This is a genomic window from Stenotrophomonas sp. YJH_SMC_80 (assembly GCF_059372495.1).
Map to the genome: position 1 here is coordinate 495,979 of NZ_JCAFVP010000002.1, position 17,464 is coordinate 513,442.

The 17,464-nt window shown below is 66.7% G+C and carries 26 protein-coding genes; 7 read left to right on the top strand and 19 right to left on the bottom strand.

From position 1 onward, the window contains the following. Positions 1 to 2 precede the first annotated feature (2 nt). From AC5P99_RS05350 to AC5P99_RS05440, 19 genes are all read right to left on the bottom strand, one after another. Positions 3 to 449 carry a GNAT family N-acetyltransferase gene (locus AC5P99_RS05350; protein ID WP_495212948.1) on the bottom strand — a complete coding sequence of 149 codons (447 nt, stop codon included), beginning with the start codon at positions 447 to 449 and terminating at the stop codon, positions 3 to 5. Continuing rightward, positions 446 to 2,653 (bottom strand): phage tail protein, encoded by a 2,208-nt coding sequence (locus AC5P99_RS05355; protein WP_495212949.1) that lies wholly within the window; start codon positions 2,651 to 2,653, stop codon positions 446 to 448. Before AC5P99_RS05355 ends, AC5P99_RS05350 begins: the two co-directional genes overlap by 4 nt. 2 nt (positions 2,654 to 2,655) lie before the next feature. Continuing rightward, positions 2,656 to 3,246, bottom strand: coding sequence for a hypothetical protein (locus AC5P99_RS05360; protein ID WP_495212950.1), 591 nt, complete (start codon positions 3,244 to 3,246; stop codon positions 2,656 to 2,658). Between the two features lie 79 nt (positions 3,247 to 3,325). Then, positions 3,326 to 3,835 (bottom strand): hypothetical protein, encoded by a 510-nt coding sequence (locus tag AC5P99_RS05365; protein ID WP_495212951.1) that lies wholly within the window; start codon positions 3,833 to 3,835, stop codon positions 3,326 to 3,328. Between the two features lie 73 nt (positions 3,836 to 3,908). Beyond that, positions 3,909 to 4,778 carry a phage capsid protein gene (locus AC5P99_RS05370; protein ID WP_414615971.1) on the bottom strand — a complete coding sequence of 290 codons (870 nt, stop codon included), beginning with the start codon at positions 4,776 to 4,778 and terminating at the stop codon, positions 3,909 to 3,911. A gap of 225 nt (positions 4,779 to 5,003) precedes the next feature. Beyond that, complete coding sequence (locus AC5P99_RS05375) at positions 5,004 to 5,885, bottom strand: hypothetical protein (RefSeq protein ID WP_495212952.1); 882 nt, start codon at positions 5,883 to 5,885, stop codon at positions 5,004 to 5,006. Then, on the bottom strand, positions 5,869 to 6,117 hold the full coding sequence (locus AC5P99_RS05380) for a Bbp19 family protein (protein ID WP_414488078.1): 249 nt from the start codon (positions 6,115 to 6,117) through the stop codon (positions 5,869 to 5,871). Before AC5P99_RS05380 ends, AC5P99_RS05375 begins: the two co-directional genes overlap by 17 nt. Beyond that, positions 6,114 to 7,712 carry a portal protein gene (locus AC5P99_RS05385; protein ID WP_495212953.1) on the bottom strand — a complete coding sequence of 533 codons (1,599 nt, stop codon included), beginning with the start codon at positions 7,710 to 7,712 and terminating at the stop codon, positions 6,114 to 6,116. Before AC5P99_RS05385 ends, AC5P99_RS05380 begins: the two co-directional genes overlap by 4 nt. After that, complete coding sequence (locus AC5P99_RS05390; protein ID WP_414615967.1) at positions 7,712 to 7,942, bottom strand: hypothetical protein; 231 nt, start codon at positions 7,940 to 7,942, stop codon at positions 7,712 to 7,714. The genes AC5P99_RS05385 and AC5P99_RS05390 overlap by 1 nt, the downstream gene beginning before the upstream one ends. 4 nt (positions 7,943 to 7,946) lie before the next feature. Then, the gene (locus AC5P99_RS05395; RefSeq protein WP_414488075.1) at positions 7,947 to 8,261 is read right to left on the bottom strand and encodes a hypothetical protein; all 315 of its coding nucleotides are present in this window, start codon (positions 8,259 to 8,261) and stop codon (positions 7,947 to 7,949) included. Positions 8,262 to 8,264: 3 nt separating this feature from the next. Then, positions 8,265 to 8,903, bottom strand: a complete 639-nt coding sequence (locus AC5P99_RS05400; RefSeq protein WP_495212954.1) for a hypothetical protein — start codon at positions 8,901 to 8,903, stop codon at positions 8,265 to 8,267. 72 nt (positions 8,904 to 8,975) lie between these two features. Further along, the gene (locus tag AC5P99_RS05405) at positions 8,976 to 9,212 is read right to left on the bottom strand and encodes a hypothetical protein (protein ID WP_050483592.1); all 237 of its coding nucleotides are present in this window, start codon (positions 9,210 to 9,212) and stop codon (positions 8,976 to 8,978) included. 2 nt (positions 9,213 to 9,214) lie between these two features. After that, a complete protein-coding gene (locus AC5P99_RS05410) occupies positions 9,215 to 9,787 on the bottom strand; it encodes a RuvC family protein (RefSeq protein WP_414608593.1) in 573 nt (190 codons plus the stop codon). Continuing rightward, complete coding sequence (locus tag AC5P99_RS05415; RefSeq protein WP_414488072.1) at positions 9,784 to 10,077, bottom strand: hypothetical protein; 294 nt, start codon at positions 10,075 to 10,077, stop codon at positions 9,784 to 9,786. Before AC5P99_RS05415 ends, AC5P99_RS05410 begins: the two co-directional genes overlap by 4 nt. Next, positions 10,074 to 10,538, bottom strand: coding sequence for a recombination protein NinB (locus tag AC5P99_RS05420; RefSeq protein ID WP_495212955.1), 465 nt, complete (start codon positions 10,536 to 10,538; stop codon positions 10,074 to 10,076). Before AC5P99_RS05420 ends, AC5P99_RS05415 begins: the two co-directional genes overlap by 4 nt. Continuing rightward, positions 10,535 to 12,016, bottom strand: coding sequence for a replicative DNA helicase (dnaB, locus tag AC5P99_RS05425; RefSeq protein ID WP_495212956.1), 1,482 nt, complete (start codon positions 12,014 to 12,016; stop codon positions 10,535 to 10,537). Before dnaB ends, AC5P99_RS05420 begins: the two co-directional genes overlap by 4 nt. After that, complete coding sequence (locus AC5P99_RS05430; RefSeq protein ID WP_495212957.1) at positions 12,013 to 12,930, bottom strand: hypothetical protein; 918 nt, start codon at positions 12,928 to 12,930, stop codon at positions 12,013 to 12,015. Before AC5P99_RS05430 ends, dnaB begins: the two co-directional genes overlap by 4 nt. An 82-nt stretch (positions 12,931 to 13,012) precedes the next feature. Continuing rightward, positions 13,013 to 13,375 (bottom strand): helix-turn-helix domain-containing protein, encoded by a 363-nt coding sequence (locus AC5P99_RS05435; RefSeq protein ID WP_100450392.1) that lies wholly within the window; start codon positions 13,373 to 13,375, stop codon positions 13,013 to 13,015. A gap of 263 nt (positions 13,376 to 13,638) precedes the next feature. Continuing rightward, on the bottom strand, positions 13,639 to 13,839 hold the full coding sequence (locus AC5P99_RS05440; protein ID WP_414488068.1) for a helix-turn-helix domain-containing protein: 201 nt from the start codon (positions 13,837 to 13,839) through the stop codon (positions 13,639 to 13,641). A 92-nt stretch (positions 13,840 to 13,931) separates the two neighbouring features. Between AC5P99_RS05440 and AC5P99_RS05445 the strand changes: the two genes are divergently transcribed. The 7 genes from AC5P99_RS05445 to AC5P99_RS05475 all read left to right on the top strand — a co-directional run bounded on the left by AC5P99_RS05445 (position 13,932) and on the right by AC5P99_RS05475 (position 17,463). Beyond that, entirely contained in the window at positions 13,932 to 14,603 is a 672-nt protein-coding gene (locus tag AC5P99_RS05445) for an XRE family transcriptional regulator (RefSeq protein ID WP_495212958.1), read from the top strand. A 3-nt stretch (positions 14,604 to 14,606) separates the two neighbouring features. Then, positions 14,607 to 14,924, top strand: coding sequence for a hypothetical protein (locus tag AC5P99_RS05450; protein ID WP_495212959.1), 318 nt, complete (start codon positions 14,607 to 14,609; stop codon positions 14,922 to 14,924). Positions 14,925 to 15,050: 126 nt separating this feature from the next. After that, positions 15,051 to 15,380, top strand: a complete 330-nt coding sequence (locus AC5P99_RS05455; RefSeq protein WP_032962306.1) for a hypothetical protein — start codon at positions 15,051 to 15,053, stop codon at positions 15,378 to 15,380. A gap of 109 nt (positions 15,381 to 15,489) precedes the next feature. Continuing rightward, a complete protein-coding gene (locus AC5P99_RS05460) occupies positions 15,490 to 15,759 on the top strand; it encodes a hypothetical protein (protein WP_495212960.1) in 270 nt (89 codons plus the stop codon). Then, the gene (locus AC5P99_RS05465) at positions 15,747 to 15,872 is read left to right on the top strand and encodes a hypothetical protein (protein WP_495212961.1); all 126 of its coding nucleotides are present in this window, start codon (positions 15,747 to 15,749) and stop codon (positions 15,870 to 15,872) included. Before AC5P99_RS05460 ends, AC5P99_RS05465 begins: the two co-directional genes overlap by 13 nt. A 41-nt stretch (positions 15,873 to 15,913) precedes the next feature. Beyond that, positions 15,914 to 16,441, top strand: coding sequence for a hypothetical protein (locus AC5P99_RS05470; protein WP_495212962.1), 528 nt, complete (start codon positions 15,914 to 15,916; stop codon positions 16,439 to 16,441). An 83-nt stretch (positions 16,442 to 16,524) separates the two neighbouring features. After that, positions 16,525 to 17,463, top strand: a complete 939-nt coding sequence (locus AC5P99_RS05475; protein ID WP_495212963.1) for a hypothetical protein — start codon at positions 16,525 to 16,527, stop codon at positions 17,461 to 17,463. The last annotated feature ends 1 nt before the right edge of the window (position 17,464 follow it).

Consider the following 17,464-nt stretch of genomic DNA (forward strand, 5'->3'; position numbering starts at 1 on the left):
GTTCAGTCTCCTTCGAACTCGAAAACAATGCCGGTGCGGCGGAAGCCCAACTTTTCGTACAGCTGGGCCGTGCGGTCGGTGGTCACGCCGGTGGTAACGCCTACCTGGATCAGGTCGGCGCCCTGCTCCTTCGCCCAGGCACAGAAGGCGCGCACCAGCCCTGCAGCCAGCGCCGCGCCGCGTGCGCCAGGCTCGACGAACACCCCGTATTCGCCGGCGACCTTGGCCGGGGTGAACCAGCTTTCTTCGCAGTAGCCGGCCATGACGCCGACCACGCGGCCGGCCTGCTCGGCCACCAGCACCACCCCAGCGCCATCCATCAGGCCCTGAAACAGGCGCGCCATCTTGTCGATGGCGAAGGGATACCGGCGGTAGTCCGATTCGGCGTGCATCTGCTCCGCCAGGATCAGCAGCGCGCCCATGTCGTCGTCGGTTGCGAACCGGATCATTTGTTCACCGTCATGGTTGTAATCACCGCCTGCAGGTGGAAGGGATACGGCTGCGGCTGGGTGATCTCCATGTGGAAGTCGCCAAGCTCCCAGCCCAGCTGTTCAACACGTTGATCGCCGGTAAGCAGCGGCGGGGGCTGGTCCAGCACGCCGAGGCCTGTCTGCCGCGAGAACATCACTTGGCCGTTGACGACCAGTCCCGTCGAGTTGAGGACGCGCACCACGATCTCGGACACGCGGATGTTGCTGCTCTGCGCGGATCCAGAATCGCTGTACATTTCCGGCCGCAGCAGCTTCACGCGTGGTTCGAAGCCAAGGCCGATCTCGATCTGCTTGGCCGCCCGTTCAATGGTGATCTGACCGCCGGCCACAACACGGTCGTTCAGCACCACACCGTCGGCCTTCACCTTGACCGTCTTCCCTTCGAGGTGGCTTAGCCCCAGCCAGGTGGTATCGCCGGCCACGCTGGTCGCGGTGACACAGGCATCTGTCATCACGTCGCGGTCGAAGCGCTCCACATAGCGCTGCTGCACGCCATTCACGATCCGGCTGACGATTGCCCAGGTTTGGTCTTTGTCGTCGAGCGGCAGCGTGGCCACCGCAATGAATCGCCCTTCCGTGACCTGCCTGGACCAGCCAACCACGTCCTGATCGCGGTCGAGCGCGCAGGTTGCCAGCTGGCCATCGTTTCGCACGCAGTGCAGCAGCGAATCGGGCTCGGCCTCATAGGCGCTGCCGGTGATCCCGCCGACCGTCATGTGGTCGGCCAGCACCGTCAGCTCGGGGGCGCCGTACTGCGCGGTGTCGATGCGATCGGCCGACAGTGCGCGCAGCTTGCGGTTGGCACGCTGGGTAAACACCAGCTCCCTGCCAACGCGCTCGGGCGAGACGTCGCCGCAGCCAAAGCTGGACTGGTTGCGGATCTGCACGTTCGTGGGCGTGATCGGCTTGTCCAGGCTGCCCTGCAGGGTGAACTCGCCGCCGTTGGTCAGCGCCACGAGGGCGTTTACCTGGGTCAGGTGCCGGATCAGGTTCTGCCGGTCGCTGGCCAGGTCGAACGACACCGCATCGTCGTCGTTGGTGCCCAGTTCGAAGTTGAGGTATTCGCCGATGCGCGAGCCCCACACGGTTTGCGGGAACGCGCGGGAGCCGGCCAGCCACAGGCGCTGCTCGAAGAACGTCCCCGTGCCCGGGTAGCCGTTGCGGCCACCCCATACGGTGCCCTTCAGCACCCACGCCAGCGCCGGCACTGCCACCAGCGCAGTGAGCGCGCGCCGCACCGTCGCCGTGGCCACCGTCGACGAGGTGACAGCATCGATCTGCACGAGCCCGGCGTTCAGCTCTACCCACTTGCCCACGTCAACCGAGCGCCAGCCCGGCGCGTCCAGCGTAAGCGTCACCGAAGCGCCCACCGGGGGCAGGTCGGTACCGGTGCCGCCCGGATAGCTCGGCGTCAGCACCGCCAGCGGGCTGCCAGTGATCACCCACTGACCGGCGGCGATGGTCAGGGACGGGAATGGCGTCTGAGTGTCCACAGTGGCCGTGGTCGCGCTGGTCACCGCAGTGATGACGGCCAGGCCGCCAAGGCCCTCGATCTCGCGGCCAACGTCTGCGCCCAGGAACGCCGCACCGCTGGTGGTGATGGTGCGCCCCGGGCCGAGTGCCAGGCTGTCCAGGGTCATGGTCACGGGCGGGGCATAGCCCACCTCACCGAAAGGTTCTTCCACCCACGGCACCGCCTCGAGGATCCATGAGGCATCGCCGAATCGGCGCAGGCGGCGGGTCACGTAGTCCGGGTGGAACAGGAACATCGTGTCGCCGCTCTGCACGTAATCGATGGTGGCCAGATCCGCCTCGGCATAGTCGGTGGGGATCTCGAACGGCACGAACACGCCCGGCGTCGACTCAACCTGCACCTGTGCCCCGTTGCCGAGGAATACGCGCATGTAGGCGTCCCCGACCTCGAGCATGTAGGCCTGCGACCGGCTGAACACGTAGGGCACCAGCACGGCGTACTTGTCCTGGTGCTTGGCATGGGCGGCGTAGCGCAGGCCCGGCCGGCGCTGCACGCCGCCCTGCACCATGATGATGACGTTCTCGAGGATCTCGGCCGCATTGCGGTAGCGGTCGATATCGCTGCGCCCGTAGAGCTTCGGGCTTATCTCGCCGGCGGTGAAGTTGGTTTGTGCTGGGGTCAGGCGCATGGTCAGCCCCTCATCCGGCTCTGCAGCAGCGGGAAGTCGCCGAACGTCTCGGGCGGATCGTCCTGGCCATCGGTGGCGCGGGCCTCGCGCAGCAGGTCCCGCAGCTCGATCTTCTTGGCTTCCTCCACGCTGGTGCTGGCGGTGATCGGGTACGCCAGGCGCGCAGCCACCGCGAGGGTCATCACGTCCACCAGCAGCGTGTCCCACTGGTCTTCCGGCACATCGGCGCCGTAGAGCAGCGGCAGCACCGGCTCGTTGCACAACAGGTAGCGACCCTCGCTGCGGTAGTCGAGGCGGCCCCGGGTGTAGCGGTCGCCTACGTCCCAAGTGCGCAGCCAGTCGCCCGGAAGTAGGAAGCGATGGGCGTAACCGAAGGCCGGCTTCTGCTCGTCCGGGGACAGCAGCACGCGGCGCGCGCAGGTGTTCCAGTAGTGGCCGCGCAGGATGGCCAGTCGCAGGCCCGGGTACAGGCCGGCGCAGAGCTTGGCTCGGTCGAGGTTGGAGCCCGTGCCCTCGGACTCGCTGAAGCTGGCAATCGGCTTGGCGCCGAGCATCATCAGCGCGTTGGAGCAGATCGTGATGCGGTCAGTCATGGTGCGCGGCCCTCAAAAAAAGCCGGGCGCACTCGGCGCCCGGATGGTTTCCTGTTGCTATCCGGGTTAGGAACCTGGATCAGTTGCCGTCGATGAAGTGGCCCTTCAGGGCAATGCTGCCGGCAGCGGTCGCGCCAGCGGTCAGGGTGGCGGCCACGTCGTAGTAGACGCCCGGGTCAGCGGCCAGGCCCAGCACGCGCCACACCGGCCATTCCAGCTTGTCCGGGGTGACGGTGCCCGACTCGATCAGGACGTTCGTGCCGTTCTGCGCGGCGGCCAGATCGACCGCGGTGCCGAACAGGCCGGCGTTGACGACAGCACCTGCGTTTCGGGTCGGCAGGTCGTACAGACCGATATCAGCTGCCGCGCCGGTGATCGCGGTGCAGGACAGCAGGAGCGCGCTAACGCGCCAGCTGGAATGCACCGAGAACAGGCGCAGCACGCTGGCCGCGCTGTCGCCGTTAGCCACGGCGATCACGCCGATCGATTCCTTGACGCGGCCAGACGCCAGCTTGGTCGGCGCCGAGTTGCTGTTGAGCTGGGAAGGGATGCCGTCGCGCTGTGCGAGAGCGGCGGAGAGCTTGTTCACGACTGCCATGGTGGCTACCTCGTATGCGGAAGGATTGGTTCCAGGGGCGGCCGAAGCCGCGCCCCGTGGTGGGTCAGTTGTTGTTGTCCAGCACGTCGATCTGGACCACCTTGACCTCTTCCGAACGCACGGCACCGATGGACTGCTTGCCGTAGATGCGAACGTTGAAGCCCTTGCCCGGGTCTTCGCCGACCTTGGTGGTGGTGTCCTCGCCAATGCCCAGGGTCACACCGGACTTCGCCCAGGCGTACAGGCTGCGGGTGGTGCCAACCAGCGGGGTCCGCTCGATCGGGATCCAGGTGAAGCCCATCCAGCGGCCTTCGATATCGCCCTGCTCGAGGAACTTGGCCGCGATGAAGTCGGCCGAGGTCAGGGTGGTATCGGCCAGCACGTCGGCCGCAGCCTGCGCGCTGTAGGTGATGAACAGCTCTTCGCCGTTGTGGCCGTCAGCCTCGTTGCGGCGGAACAGCTTCTTCGCCTGGATGATCTTGGCCTTCGTCAGGCCCGAGGCGTTCACTGCGATCTTCTGCGTGTTCGGCAGGGCGACGTTGCCGACCGTGGAGCGCGAATTGCCACCCATCGCGGCAATGATCACGTCATCCTTCGAGCGGTTGAAGGACTGCACCATGGCCTTGACGTAGTCGCTCGACGGATCCACCAGCATGCGGATCTTGTCCTGATCGTCGACCATGTCGCCGTCTTCCCAGTCGTACAGGTCGACATAGCGGGTGCCGTGGATCTGATCGTTGATCGGGGTGTCACCGTGACGCACCAGGCGGCGCTGCGCGGTGCGCTGGCCGAGGAAGTTGATCGACTTCGACATGCCGCGGATGCCCGACTCGATCGAAACACAACGCTCGAGGCGGGACTGGGTCTGCTGTGCCACGTGCTTGAAGTTGTCCGCGAACTGCTGCACGAAGGCTTCGGTGATCTGGTTGCTCATATAGGGCTCCGAAGGGGTTGAAGGGGGCTCGTGCCTGCCCGGGTGTCCCTTGCGGGGCCGTGCGGTTCGCGTGGCAACGTCGCGGGCTTACGCGGGTATCCGGGTGCCACCCCGGGCCGATGGCTGGCAGGATGGCTGTGCGGCCCATTCGGAATCCCGACTATTTGCGCGGGCACAAAAAAGCCCCGCGGCGGGCGGGGCCTTTTCGTTCGGCGCTCGGACTGGTCAGCGGACGGCTGCACCACCGAGCTTCTGCTGCTGGTTGCCGTAGCGGCGCTGGTACAGGGCTTCCATCTTCTGCATAAGCGCCTTGTGCTGCGGGTGGTTCTTGTCGCCGTAGGCAGGATTGGCGCGGATCTCGTCCACCTGGTCCTGCCAGTCCTGCTGCGCCACCGGATCGGCGGAGATCGGCTTGTCCTCGCCCATTTCCTTGCCGATGCTGGCCATCAGGGCCAGGAAGTCGGGATCGTTGCCGAACTTCTGCATCACGTTGTCATAGTTGCCGGGCTGGCCGGCCGGTGCTGCGAAGCCCTGTGTGGCGCGGGCGGCGCGCTGCAGGCCCGACTTCATGGCGGCCTCGTCCTTCCACACTGCCGACAGCGTCTGGCGGGCTTCATCGGCGCCCAGCTGCAGGTTGGCCTCGAACAGCTGCGGCGCGAACTGCAGGTATTCGCCCACGAAGAACTGCATCGCCTCGTTGCTGATGCCCTTCGCGTGCGCCTTGGCTGCCAGATCCTTGTAGATGGGGTCGGCCATGAAGTCCTGCAGGTCGACGCCTTCGACCAGAGCCTTGCCATCGGCATCGGCCGGCACGGTCAGCTGGTAGCTGTCGGGGTTCTCCGGCACGGTGCCGGTGGCCCCGCTGCCCAGCTTCGCCTCGAGGGCCTTGTAACCCTCACCCAGCTTGCGGGCCGATGCTTGAAAGTCGATTTCGTCCTTGCCGTCGACCTTTACACGGTACTTCTCCGGCAGCCACGCGGCTTCCTCTCCCGCGCCTTGTTGGAGTAGCGAGGCAGCGTCTCCCGCGCCCGCCGCGCCGGCAGCTGCTGCTGCGGCATCGGTACCGCCCGCACCTGCGGCCGAGGTGTCTTCATGGTTGCTGCTCATGTTCATCGGGTTCTGCTCCGTTTGCTCGGTTGATCTGATTGAGGATGAAGGTGGGGACCGACAGCGCCCCCGCGTTGAAATCCGTCTGCCGCTGGCCTTCCTGGCCGCCACGGACGTAGGGGTTACCGCCGAAGCGGCGCACCAGGTCCTCGAGGATCAGCGCCCCCTCGGCGTGGTTCTCGAACACCCGGGCGTACATTTCCGGCGTCACTCGCTCGCGCTGGTCGGTCATGCGGCGGCCTGCTGGCCCATGGCCTGCTGTGCTGCACCCATGGCCATCTGCTCAGTGGCCGCGGCCTGGCGCTGCTCGTCCGCTGCCTGCTGCTTGGCCTGCTGAATTTCCAGTACCTCGTCCTGGCTGCGCAGCACGTCCGGCGGAACACCCAGGCCCTCTGCGGTGATGCGCACTGCAGCGGCGGTATCCAGCTGGTCGAAGACGCTGGTATCGCCGGTGGCCTTTGCCAGAGCGCCCATGTTCAGCACCAGGCGCTCGATCGCGGTCACTTCCTCGAGACGCTGCGCGCGGGCCAGCGGCGAGACGTACTTCACCGTGTACTCGCGGTCAGCCAGGGACTCGGGGGGCTGGCCCAGCACACCCGCACGGGCGGCGATGCCGAAGCAGCGGGTGACCATCGGGCGCAGGTACTCGGCCTGCAGGCGGCCATAGATCGGCCCCAGCAGCTGGCGGATCAGCTCCACCCGCACGTGCACCTCGGTGGCCGTCATGGCTGGGCCGTCCTGCGGCTGCAGCTGATCGGCCATGAAGATCTTGCGAATGGCCGCCTGCAGGTGGGTCACCATGTACTCAGCCAGCTGGAAGTCGCTGCCGGTCTTCAGCTCCTTCATTGAGTCGACCGAGTTGGCCACGATGACCTTGCGCGGGCCGACCTTGACCGTGCGCGGGTTCAGGACACCGTCGTCCTCGGCGATCCACATGCCGGCGATGGCGATATCCGCCGCAGCCAGCTGCATGGCCTTCAGCTCGTTGAGCACGCGCATGTCGGGCAGCGCGTCGAAGGCCGGGCCTACGCCATAGGCGCTGTTCGGCAGGCGCATCCAGCGCGGCACCACACACGGGAACTCGTGGTAGCCGGACTCGCGCACCAGGTGCTTTGTGTTGGCCTCGACCACACAGGACGCGAAGGGCAGGTTCCTGGCCAGGCGCGCGCCGACCACGTGCATGGGCCGCGGCTCAATGCAGGTGATGAAGCACACCAGTTCCAGAGGCTTGTCCCTGACCAGCTTCTGCAGGGGCTCGCTCAGATTCTCGACACCGAACTGCGCCGCGGCTGCTTCGGCGGTCAGCTTGTGCTCGCGGTAGATGGTGTCGACCAGGCCATCGGCGCGGGTGCTGGCCACGTAGCACGTGGCGATCGGCCACTGCTGGAAGCTGAAACCGCCGTCGGGCGCCTCATCGATGTAGAGGACGAACCAGCCCGCGGCGACCGCATCCAGGCAACCCTCGTAGCCTTCGGCGTCGAAGTTGGATTGGTGGATGTTGGTCCAGACGGTGTCGGCAGCCTCGCCCAGCCATTCCTTCTCGTCGTCGGTGGCCTGCTCCACGTCCAGCTCGAACCAACGCGAGTTGGCCGGAGTCAGGCCCGACATGATCCCCGAGGCCAGGATGCGGCAGCCGTCGGTGCCGGTGCTGTCCAGGATCTCGCCGCGCTTGCGCATGCCCTGCTGGGCGTCCAGCTGCTGGCCATCGAAGCCATCGGCGCGCAGCGGGTACGTCATTTCGAAGCAGTGGCGCCACGTGGGTTCGTGGATCTGCCGGCGCGACTTCAGCTCACCGAGGCGCTTGTGGATGCGGGCACCGGCGCTCATCAGGCACCGCCCAGGGTGGACTTGCCAACAGCGCTGGCCAGCAGCGAGCGGCCACCGCCGCCACCTACCAGGCCCTGTGCCCCGAGCGTCAGCAGCGACGACTCGCGGCGACGGCGGCGGCGCGATGCCAGCTCGAGGTTGGATTGGGTTGTGGCTTGCGCCTCGGCGGCGCGCTGGTCGGCCACGGGGTCGCGTTCAACGACCTTGGGTGCCTTGGGTTTCCCACACATGGGGTCAGCCTCCTGCAGAGCCCAGCAGGCTGACGGCGAAGGAACTACGCCGCTTCAGTCGCTGGTTGAGGGTGGATTCGGTGGACTGCGCGGCCAGGCGGCGGGCATCAGCCAAGGCGTTCGGCAGGACGTTCTTTGCGTCGTCCTGCGCCTTTCGGTCGGCGGCAGCCTGGGCGGCCACCTTCGCGCGTTCCTTGCGGATATCGCCCGTCGGGTCGCCGATGGCCGTCTTGGTGACGCCGAGCGGGTCGGCCCACTTGGCGTTCTTGCCGGTAAGCAGCCCGGCCGGGTCGAGGATCTTGGCCTTGTTGCCGCACATGGCTCAGGCCTTCGGCTGCGGCTCGGGGACGACCCAGCCGGCGTCGGTCAACACGGCCTGGCCGGAGGTGCGCGGCGCATTCACTTCCGCTTTCGGCAGTTCTGCAACCGGAATCGGGGGTTGTGCTGCCGCTTCGACCAGATCCACACCCAGCTCGCGCCAGCCACCTACGGCAGCCTCATCGAGCGACAGGCCACGGGTAGCGGCCCATTCCTCGATCGCTTCGACGGCCGCGCCAGCTTCCTCGGATGCGCCCAGGGCGATGACCTTGTCGCGCGTGGTGAGGAAGCCGGCGAAGTCGAACAGTGCGCCGGCGATGACCACGCACAGGTCGGCAGGCAGTGGGTCGGCTGGGGCAATCGGGTCAGTAGAGCCCAGCTCGGCACGGCGCTTGTCCTCTGCCTCGATCGCAGCCAAGACACCCTTGCGGTTGTCGCCGGCCACCTCGAGGTCGCGCAGGGCGATCAGATCGCCAGCCACCAAGCCGGGCAGCGCCTCAGTGATGACCGCGACGGTCTGCTTGGACAGGGTGAGGACGGCGGCCAGGCGCTCGTCCGGCGGTGCGGTGGTGGTGCTGGCGGCTGCGGCGCTGGTGTCGGCGGTTTCGCCGGGGACTTTCACGGTCAGTTCGGGCGCGGGCATGTGCTGCTCCTGTGGGCTGCATGAGTGGCGAACAGCCCGGAGTGTTCGCCACCCGCCCATGCGGATTCCCGACTATTTCCCCATGCGCGGCAGCTGCTCAATGGGGCGATCAGTCAGGCCCAGCCACAGCGCCACCAGCCGCTCGCCGTCTGCGAACTTCGGTTCCGCGCCCTGCTTCCACCCCAGGATGGTCGACTGCGGCACGCCAATGGCTGACGACACGGCCAGCACTGGCACGCCCTTCCGGCTCAGGTCGGTGAGGACCTGGAACCAGTCGACGCGATCAGGGTCTGTCGCCAGCCGCCGCATGCTCAGGCCGCCGCTTCGTCGCAAACGCGCGCGCGCACGCGAGGCGCAGCAGGGGCAGTTTCCCCCTCCCCTCCCAGCAGATGACTGCCGAGCTGGGTGTTCTCGTGCCACAGACCGATGAGCAGGGCATCGGCTCGGCCGTTGTCCTTCTTCCTGCTCATGGTCTTGGCTGCCGCTGGGAATCGGGCACAGGCCAGGAGGCGGCCAGCGTCCTTGGGTTGCTTCAGCAGGCCGAAGGTTCGCTTCCACACGGCGGGGATCGCCCGAGTGGTGGGGATGCCCAGCACCTCGAGGATGGCCTGCAGCTTCCCAGTGCCCTGGCCGAAGCGGAATGCGCTGGTGCCGCCGTCGCCGGGGCGTGCACCAACCTTCTCGATGCAGGCGGATACGTAGGCCCCGGGGTGGTTGGCGCGCTGTTCGCGGATGAACACCGTCACCGCGCGGGCGTCGATCTCGTCCCAGCCGTCCACGTCCATGGTGGGCATGTCCAGCACCGGGCCGGGCTCGCCGTCGATCAGGGTGGCGATCGCGCCGGACAGGCCCGGGTCAATGCCGAAGGTGAGGCGCATGGTCATCGAATCCCCCTTGTGCTGAGTAGCAGCAGTACGTTCCGAATGGTTTCGTTCAGGGCGCCTACTTCGTCGATCTTGTAGATGCGCCACATGGTGCGGCGGCCGTGCAGGCCGTTCTCGCTGCCGGTGTGACAGTCCTGGCACAGCGCCACGGTGGTGAAGTGGTCACCCTGGTTGATGTGGTGGGCTTCCGACGGAGCCGCGCGGCCGCAGACACTGCAGGGGCAGAGCTTCACCAGCGCCATGTGCGCGCGCTCTGCCGCGGTGATCGCCTTGGCGTTCTTCGTCCTCATGCCACCGCCTGCTCGGCCAAGCGCTGGTCCCGCAGCGGCGCCACGTCGCGCAGCAGCACGTCGTTCTCCACGGCCCAGCACTGCGCGAAGGTGATCAGGTCGGCCATGTCCCCAACGGTCATGCGCCGGGTCTGGATGGACAGGTTCACGATGCTGGCACCGTCCAGGGTAGGCACCACGTCGCCCTGCTGCCGGTTGGATTCTCGCGCCCAGGCGTCGACCAGCAGCCGTTTCCAGCCCTCAGCGTCGATCCAGCGGCCGGCCCACTGCTTCCGCTGGGCCAGCTCGCCGCAGATCGAGTGGAACTTCGCGTTCTGTTCCTTCGACCGGGCCGGCTTGTACTCGGCCACAGTGACCATCACGTCCTGCCCGTGCTGCAGGAACCCGCAGGCGAAGAGCCAGGCGGCTTTCATGCGGGCGCGGGCATCGCCGGCGCGAAGAATGAAGGTTCCCAGGTTCATGCGCGCTCTCCGGTTGCCATGTCCTTGCCACTCCTGCGGCGGTCGCGCGGCGCGTCGAAGCCGCCGCTGTCATCGTCTGCATCGCGCAGCACGGTCTTGAGCGAGTAGTTCGGCTTCTCGCCGTGGTAGTTCTCGAATCGGCTGCATTCGAGGTGGTGCCGCAGGTAGGCGGTACCGGTCTCGCCCTGGCGGTTCTTGGCCAGGATGAATTCCGATATGCCGGGAGCGCCGCACGCGTCCTTCGTGTAGTAGTCGTCGCGGTAGATGAAGGCGATCACGTCGGCGTCCTGCTCAATGCCTCCGGACTCGCGCAGGTCGGCCATCACCGGGCGCTTGTCGGTGCGCGTTTCCAGCGACCGATTGAGCTGCGACAGCGCGATCACCGGGCAGCCCAGCGTCTTGGCCAGTTTCTTCAGCGTGCGCGAGATGTAGGAGACTTCCTCGGTCCGGTTACCGGCCTTGGCCGGCCCTGACAGCAGCTGCAGGTAGTCGACCGCGACCACGCCCAACCCGCCCTTCACCTTGGCGTGCATGCGGGACGCGCGCGCCACCAGCGAATCCACCGGCAACGAGCCGCAATCATCGATCGCAAGCGGCAGGCCATGCAGGAAATTGCGGGCGATGCTCAGCTTGTGCCAATCGTCGTCGGTCAGCTCGCCCTTCACCCGCATGCGCGACAGCGGCACGCCCGAGTGCATGCTCATCAGCCGCGCGAGCAGCTGCCTGCGCGCCATCTCCAGGCTGAACACCGCAGCGTGCTTGCCCTGTGCCGCAACGCTGTAGACCCACTCCAGCATGTTGGCCGTCTTACCCATCGAGGGCCGAGCCGCGAGGATCATCAGGTCGGTGGGTTCCAGTCCGGGCAGTTTCCTGGCCACGTTCTGCCACGGCGGCACCAGGCCGAGGTCAGCGGTTCCGTCGTAGCGCGCCTCCATTTCCTCCCACATGCCCTGCAGGTCGCTGCGCACCATCACCAGGCCACCGTTGCCGCCCGACTGCACGCTGAGGTTGGCGAACTTGGCGGTGGCGCTGGCCACCAGGGCATCGGCGTCCTCGTCGGCAGTGCCGTAGGCATCGTTGGTGATCTCGGTCGCACGCTCGATCACGCCCCGCAGCAGCGCCTTGTTGCGCACGACCTCGGCATAGCCGCGAATGTTGGCCGCTGACGGCGTGGTGCTGGCCAGCTCGACCAGATACGCGCCATCGCCTACCAGCTCGAGCTGCCGCTGGTTCTCAAACCAGTTGATCAGCAGCACCGTGTCGAAGGGCTGTTCGCGGTCGGCCAGATCGCAGATGGCATGCCAGATCAGCTGGTGATCCCGGCGATAGAAGTCCCGTTCGGCCAGCACATCGCGGACCTCGCGCAGCGCTTCCGGCGCCAGCATCAGCCCGCCGAGGACGGACTGCTCAGCGTCGATCGAGTGCGGCGGCACTGGCAGGTAGGCGTAGTCGTCGCGGTAGGCAGGCTGGGCGCTCATGGGGCCTGCTCCTGCTCACGGGCCTTTTCGGCATCTCGCTCACGGGCCAGCTGCACACCGGCCGTGGTCAACTCGCAGCCACCTGCAGGCGGCAACCACCAGAGCTTGAACCAGTTCCGGCGAACGGCGTCGCGGAAGTGGGCGCGCCAGTCCTTCTGCATCTTGCCGCTGTCGCGGTGTCTGCCAGCGAACTCTCGCCATGCCAGGTGCAAGAAGTCCTTCGGGATCCCAGCGTCACGGGCGAAGGCAAAGATTGGGTCCGTCCTCGGGATGGCCGATTCGCCGGCGTCCTGGCACTGGTCGAGGAAGGCAGCGAAGGTGATCTTCTCCCGCTTCTTCCGCCCTGGCTTCGCCCCTTCGGCGGCAGCCGGAGGGGTATGGGGAGGTTCTTCTGCTTTTGGAGACGGATTCGGAGACGGATTCGGAGACGGAGACGGGGCATTGCTCGATCCTGCTAGTTGCACACCCTCGCCTGCTACTGGCATACCTTCGCCATGCTCGGGCTGTGCACTGAGCAGCTTTGCTGCGTACTCGGGCATCAGTTGCGCAGCCTCTTGGCGACCATGCCGGCGACACAGGGCGGCCCACTTCGCTTTCTCCGACCGTGCCTCAGCACCTGCAGACCAGGGTTGATGCTCTGCCCAATCGTGCAACCGGTACGAACCAGCATCGCCGTCGAGGAAGCCGACCGACGCCAGCTCACGCACGAGCGCATCGTTGTCGCCGGCCCAATCCGAAGCCAGTTCAATGTCCTCGGCCGTCATGCCGCACAGGTCGCCATCTGGACGGTTTGCGCGTGCCCACAGGATCAGACACACCAGTGACCAACCAGCGGCTGGGCCGAGCCGGCGCACAAGCTTCTTCGTCTTCGGGTGGCCAGGCAGGCCGGTACTCAGCCGCGCGTCCGTACTCATGCGGCACCTTTCAGCAGCAACAGATAACCGGCGGTGTGCCACAGCACGCGCACGGCCAGCAGCGCCTTTTCAGTGGCGTCCATCAGGCAGACCTCAGCATCCCCGCCAGGCGCGCAATCTCCGAGCGCGGGTCGGGCTGTTCCAGGGCCGCCTGCAGGTCCATGTACTGGCGGATGAGATTCGAGCCGGTGGCAGCGCACAGCGACAGCACCAGGCGGGCCGGGATCGGCCGTTCACCGGTGCGCATGCGCGACACGTAGCTCTCCGACTTGCCAATGGCCGCGGCGATCGTCGCCAGCTTGTGGCCACCGGCCTGCATCGATACCGCCAGGGCCTGAGCGGCCGATTCGATCTGGCGGAGCAGCTTCTGCGGGGCATCCTTCGGCGCGCTGTGCACGCCGAACACAAGGCGGAGGTTGTCCTGTTGCTTGCCAATGCTTTCCATGATTTGCCTTTATTTGCCAAGGGTTTGCGGGCGAAAAAGAAGGCCTCTCAGATGGAAGCCTTGAATGCCCAGGTCAGTTCGAAAGCCGCGATCCAACGTCGTGGATCTGAAATTCCAGTGGATCAGCGGGAAGTGCTTCGCCCTGATCCGTCAGGGTCGAAGGGTCGATGTGCGCCCATACCCCCGTAGGCGCCGTGAGCCACCGCTGCCCGGCACGGGCACCGTGGTGCCCTTCCCCGCCAAGGCGCGGTGAGGTGGCCACGTCAGCCTGCAGTCGCCGGCCGGGCGCCGGTGGCGTAGAGGTGGTGGAGCTGCACAGCGGCCATGCCGCCCGGCTCCTTCGTCCGCCCCTGCTTCAGGTCGCTGACGGTCTGCGGCGACTTGCCGATGGCGCGGCCAATGTCGGTGAGGGTCCAGCCGCGCTCTTCGAGCGCCTTGATTCGGTCTGCCCAGGTGATTTCCATGTGCCGTTTCCAGTGGGTTCGTCGCCATCCTACGGAATTCCGTTACCCCTCGTCAACGGCATTCCGTTACGGCATTCCGTTCAAATGTGAATATGGAAACGATTGGCACCAGGATCAGGGCGGAACGCGAGGCGCAGGGCGTCTCGCGCGCAGAATTGGCGCGGTCTGCTGGTATCGCCCCCACGACCCTTTCGGACCTCGAGCTGGGGCTGTCGAAGTCAACCACCGCGCTGCACAAGATCGCCAGGCGCCTTGGCCTGCGCCCCGAGTGGCTGGAAACCGGACGCGGCGCCAAGGAACCAACGAACGATCCGACCGAAGGTGACTGGGCCGATATCAACGGCTACGCGCAGGCCATCGGCCTTGGCGGCGGTCCCGAGGCTCAGGAGTACGCCGAAACCCACAAGTTGAAGTTCAGGGCTGAGTCGCTGGCCCGAAAGCGTCTTCGCCCCAACAACCTGGCCGTCATGTATGGCAAGGGCGACAGCATGGAACCGCGCATCCACAGCGGTGACGCCATCCTGTTCGACACCAGCGACACCATCCCCCGCGACGGGCAAATGTACGTGGTGATGGTCGACGGCGGCGGCGCGGCGAAGGAGTACCACGTGAAGCGCTGCGAGGTGATCGACGATCTGGTGTTCTTCAAGGCCGACAACCCCCGCGGCGACCACAACTGGCGGAAGCCGAAGCGGCTGGACAGTCCCCGGCATCCTATCCAGGTGATCGGCCGGGTTCGATGGATCGGAAGCTGGGAGGGCTGACGCATGTTCCCCAAGATCCTGCTGGACACCCCCGAATGGCGCATGACCATCGACTGGTTCGGAGTGGGCTCGCTGAAAGTGACTGACAAAGTGACGGGGCGATATGCCAAGGCACCCGCACACGTGAAGGCGCATCTACTCAACACCGCCAGAGAGCTCGAGGGGTTGGGGTTGCCGCTGGCACCGCCCAGCCCAGCCACTATTCGGCTGTTTATGTGCTTTGCCCGCATAACTATCTCTCCCCATGACCTCATTGCCCGGTCGATGCTTAACCAGACACCCCGGCAGATGGCTATAGGACTTCTAAGCGACACCCCGTGAAACGCCACCCAGCCTGGCTGGGTGTTTTTTTCGCCTCTCTCTACGGAATTCCGTTGACAGGGTGTAACGGTATTCCGTAGTCTAGACCCCGTCGGCCCTTCCGGGCCATCTGAAACGGGGTTCACCATGGCACTGCACACTGCAAACGACCTGGCCCGCAACGCCCAGCGCAGCTGGGACGGGCTGATGCCCGCAGAATCCGAGGTCGACAGCACCGCGCTGGAATCGCTCCGCGCCCTGCCGGCCGTCCTCGAGGACGTGCTGGGCTACCAGGACCACACCTTCTGGGCCAAAGCAGCGCGGCTGCTGGACAACCACAAGGACGCCGAGCTGGCCGAGCTGTTCCGCAGCACGCGGGACCGGATCGTCAACGAGAAGGTTGAGGACACCGCCGGCGACGAGTCGATTTCCGCAAATGGCGCGATCGACCTGCTGCTGAAGAGGTACGCGGCATGAGCGCCGCAGAACGCGAGTACCGCCGCAGCGTGCGGGCCACCTGTGTGACCCACTTCCTGGCGCTGTGCCTGGGCGTGCTGGCCTCGCTGCTGGTGCAGGCGGTGCTGTCGTGACGCCGCGCACCATGACCCTGCTGGGCCTGCTTGTCTGCGAGGCCACAGACTTCGAGAACAGCGCGAGCGTCCGCCGCGAGCGCGTAGGAAAGGCGCACCTCGACCTGTTCAACGAACTGTGCGCCGAGTATCGCCGCGTGGCCGAAGTCCTCGCCGCCGCCCGCGCCTCCCTCGCTGCACGCGACCTGGCCGACCAGATGGCCGCAGACGACCGCCTGCGCGCCGCTGTGGCGGCCTGCGAATCGGAGGCCCCATGCGCTTTCTGACCGCCATCGGCTGCCGCAGCTGGCGCGACTTCGCCGCCTGCCTCGCCTGCTACGCCATCACCGCCTTGCTCGCAGCCGCCATGTGCTGGCCGCTGGCCTGGTCCTGGTCCTGACTTCCCGCCGGCGCGGCCGGCCTTCCTGAGAGGCACCACCGATGTTCGAACTGATCGACGCGACCGCCAAGGTCTCCAACTACAACCCCCGCGCCGAGAAGCATGGCGGCGAAAACAAGATGGCCGGCGACCTGAAGCTGCTCGCTACCACCGGCAGCAGTGTGCTGGATTTTTTCAGCAAGGATCTGCGCAAGGCCCTGTACCGCAAGCCCGGCCAGGGTGAACAGCAGGACCTGATCGAAGGCGCCGACGGGCTCACCGCCGTGAAGTTCCCGAGGCTGGGCGCCCTGCCCTGGGACGAGGAATACCCGGGCTATGAACTGGTGATCGCCGGCGGCCTGGGCCTCACCGAACCGATGGTGCTGTCCGGCGTGACGCTGAAGAACTTCAAGTTCGAAGCGCTGGACGGCGGAAGCCTGCAGGTCACCGTGAGCGCCCTGTTCCATCCGACCACCGAACAGGCCGGCGCCCTGTGTGCGCTGATCCAGGAAGACGTGCAGATCACCCTGATCCCGCCGACCAAGCAGGCCAAGGGCAGCAAGCCGCAGCAGGCAGACCTGGCCGCGTAACGCATTCCCCCGCCCTCACGGGCCCCGCGCCGGCCGGGATTCCACGACGCCGGCATCTATTCCCACCCGACAAAGGAACTGCCATGTCCGAAGCCCTGATTCCGCTCGAATCCGTCAATGCCGTCGAGGTCTTCACCGGCGGCGGACTGGACGACCTGCTGGCCCGCATCCGTGCTGAGGCCGTCACCTTGGTACCGAACGTCAAGACGGTTGCCGGCCGCAAGGAAATCGCCTCGATCGCCTACAAGGTGTCGCGCTCCAAGACTGCCATCGATGACGCTGGCAAGGCGCTGGTGGCCGACCTGAAGAAGCAGACCGGCGACATTGACTCGGCCCGCAAGAAGGCACGCGACACCCTGGACGCGCTGCGCGACGAGGTGCGCAAGCCGCTGACCGACTGGGAGGAAGAGCAGGCCCGCATCGAGCGCGAGCGCGCCGAGGCCGAGGAACGCGCCCGTGCTGAAGCCGAAGCGGCCCGTCTGGCTGAAATCGCCCGCCGGGAAGAAGAGATCCGCGCCCGTGAGGAAGCCGTGCGCGCCGCTGAGGAAGCTGAGCGCCAGCGCGTCGCCGCCGAGCAGGCCGAGCGTGAGCGCGTGGAGCGTGAAGCCCGCCTGCAGGCCGAGGCCGCCGAGAACGCGAAGCGCGAGGCAGCCGCTGCAGTGGAACGCGCCGAACGCGAGGCCCGCGAAGCCACCGAGCGCGCGGCCCGTGAGGCAGCCGAAGCCGAGCAGCGCGCCAAGGACGCAGCAGCGCGTGCCGAACGCGAGAAGGCCGAAGCCGTCGCCGCTGCCGAGCGCCGCGCCCAGGAAGAGGCCGAACGCGCCGAACGCCAGCGGCAGGCCCAGGCCGATGCGCAGCGCCGAGAGGACGAAGCCCGCGCCGCCGACGTCGAACACCGCCGCCAGATCAACCGTGCAGCCGTTGCCGCCCTGACCGCCCTGGGCATCAGCGACGACGACGCCGCCACCGTCATCACCGCCATCGTGCAGGGCAAGGTCCCGGCCGTGGCCATCCGCTACTGAG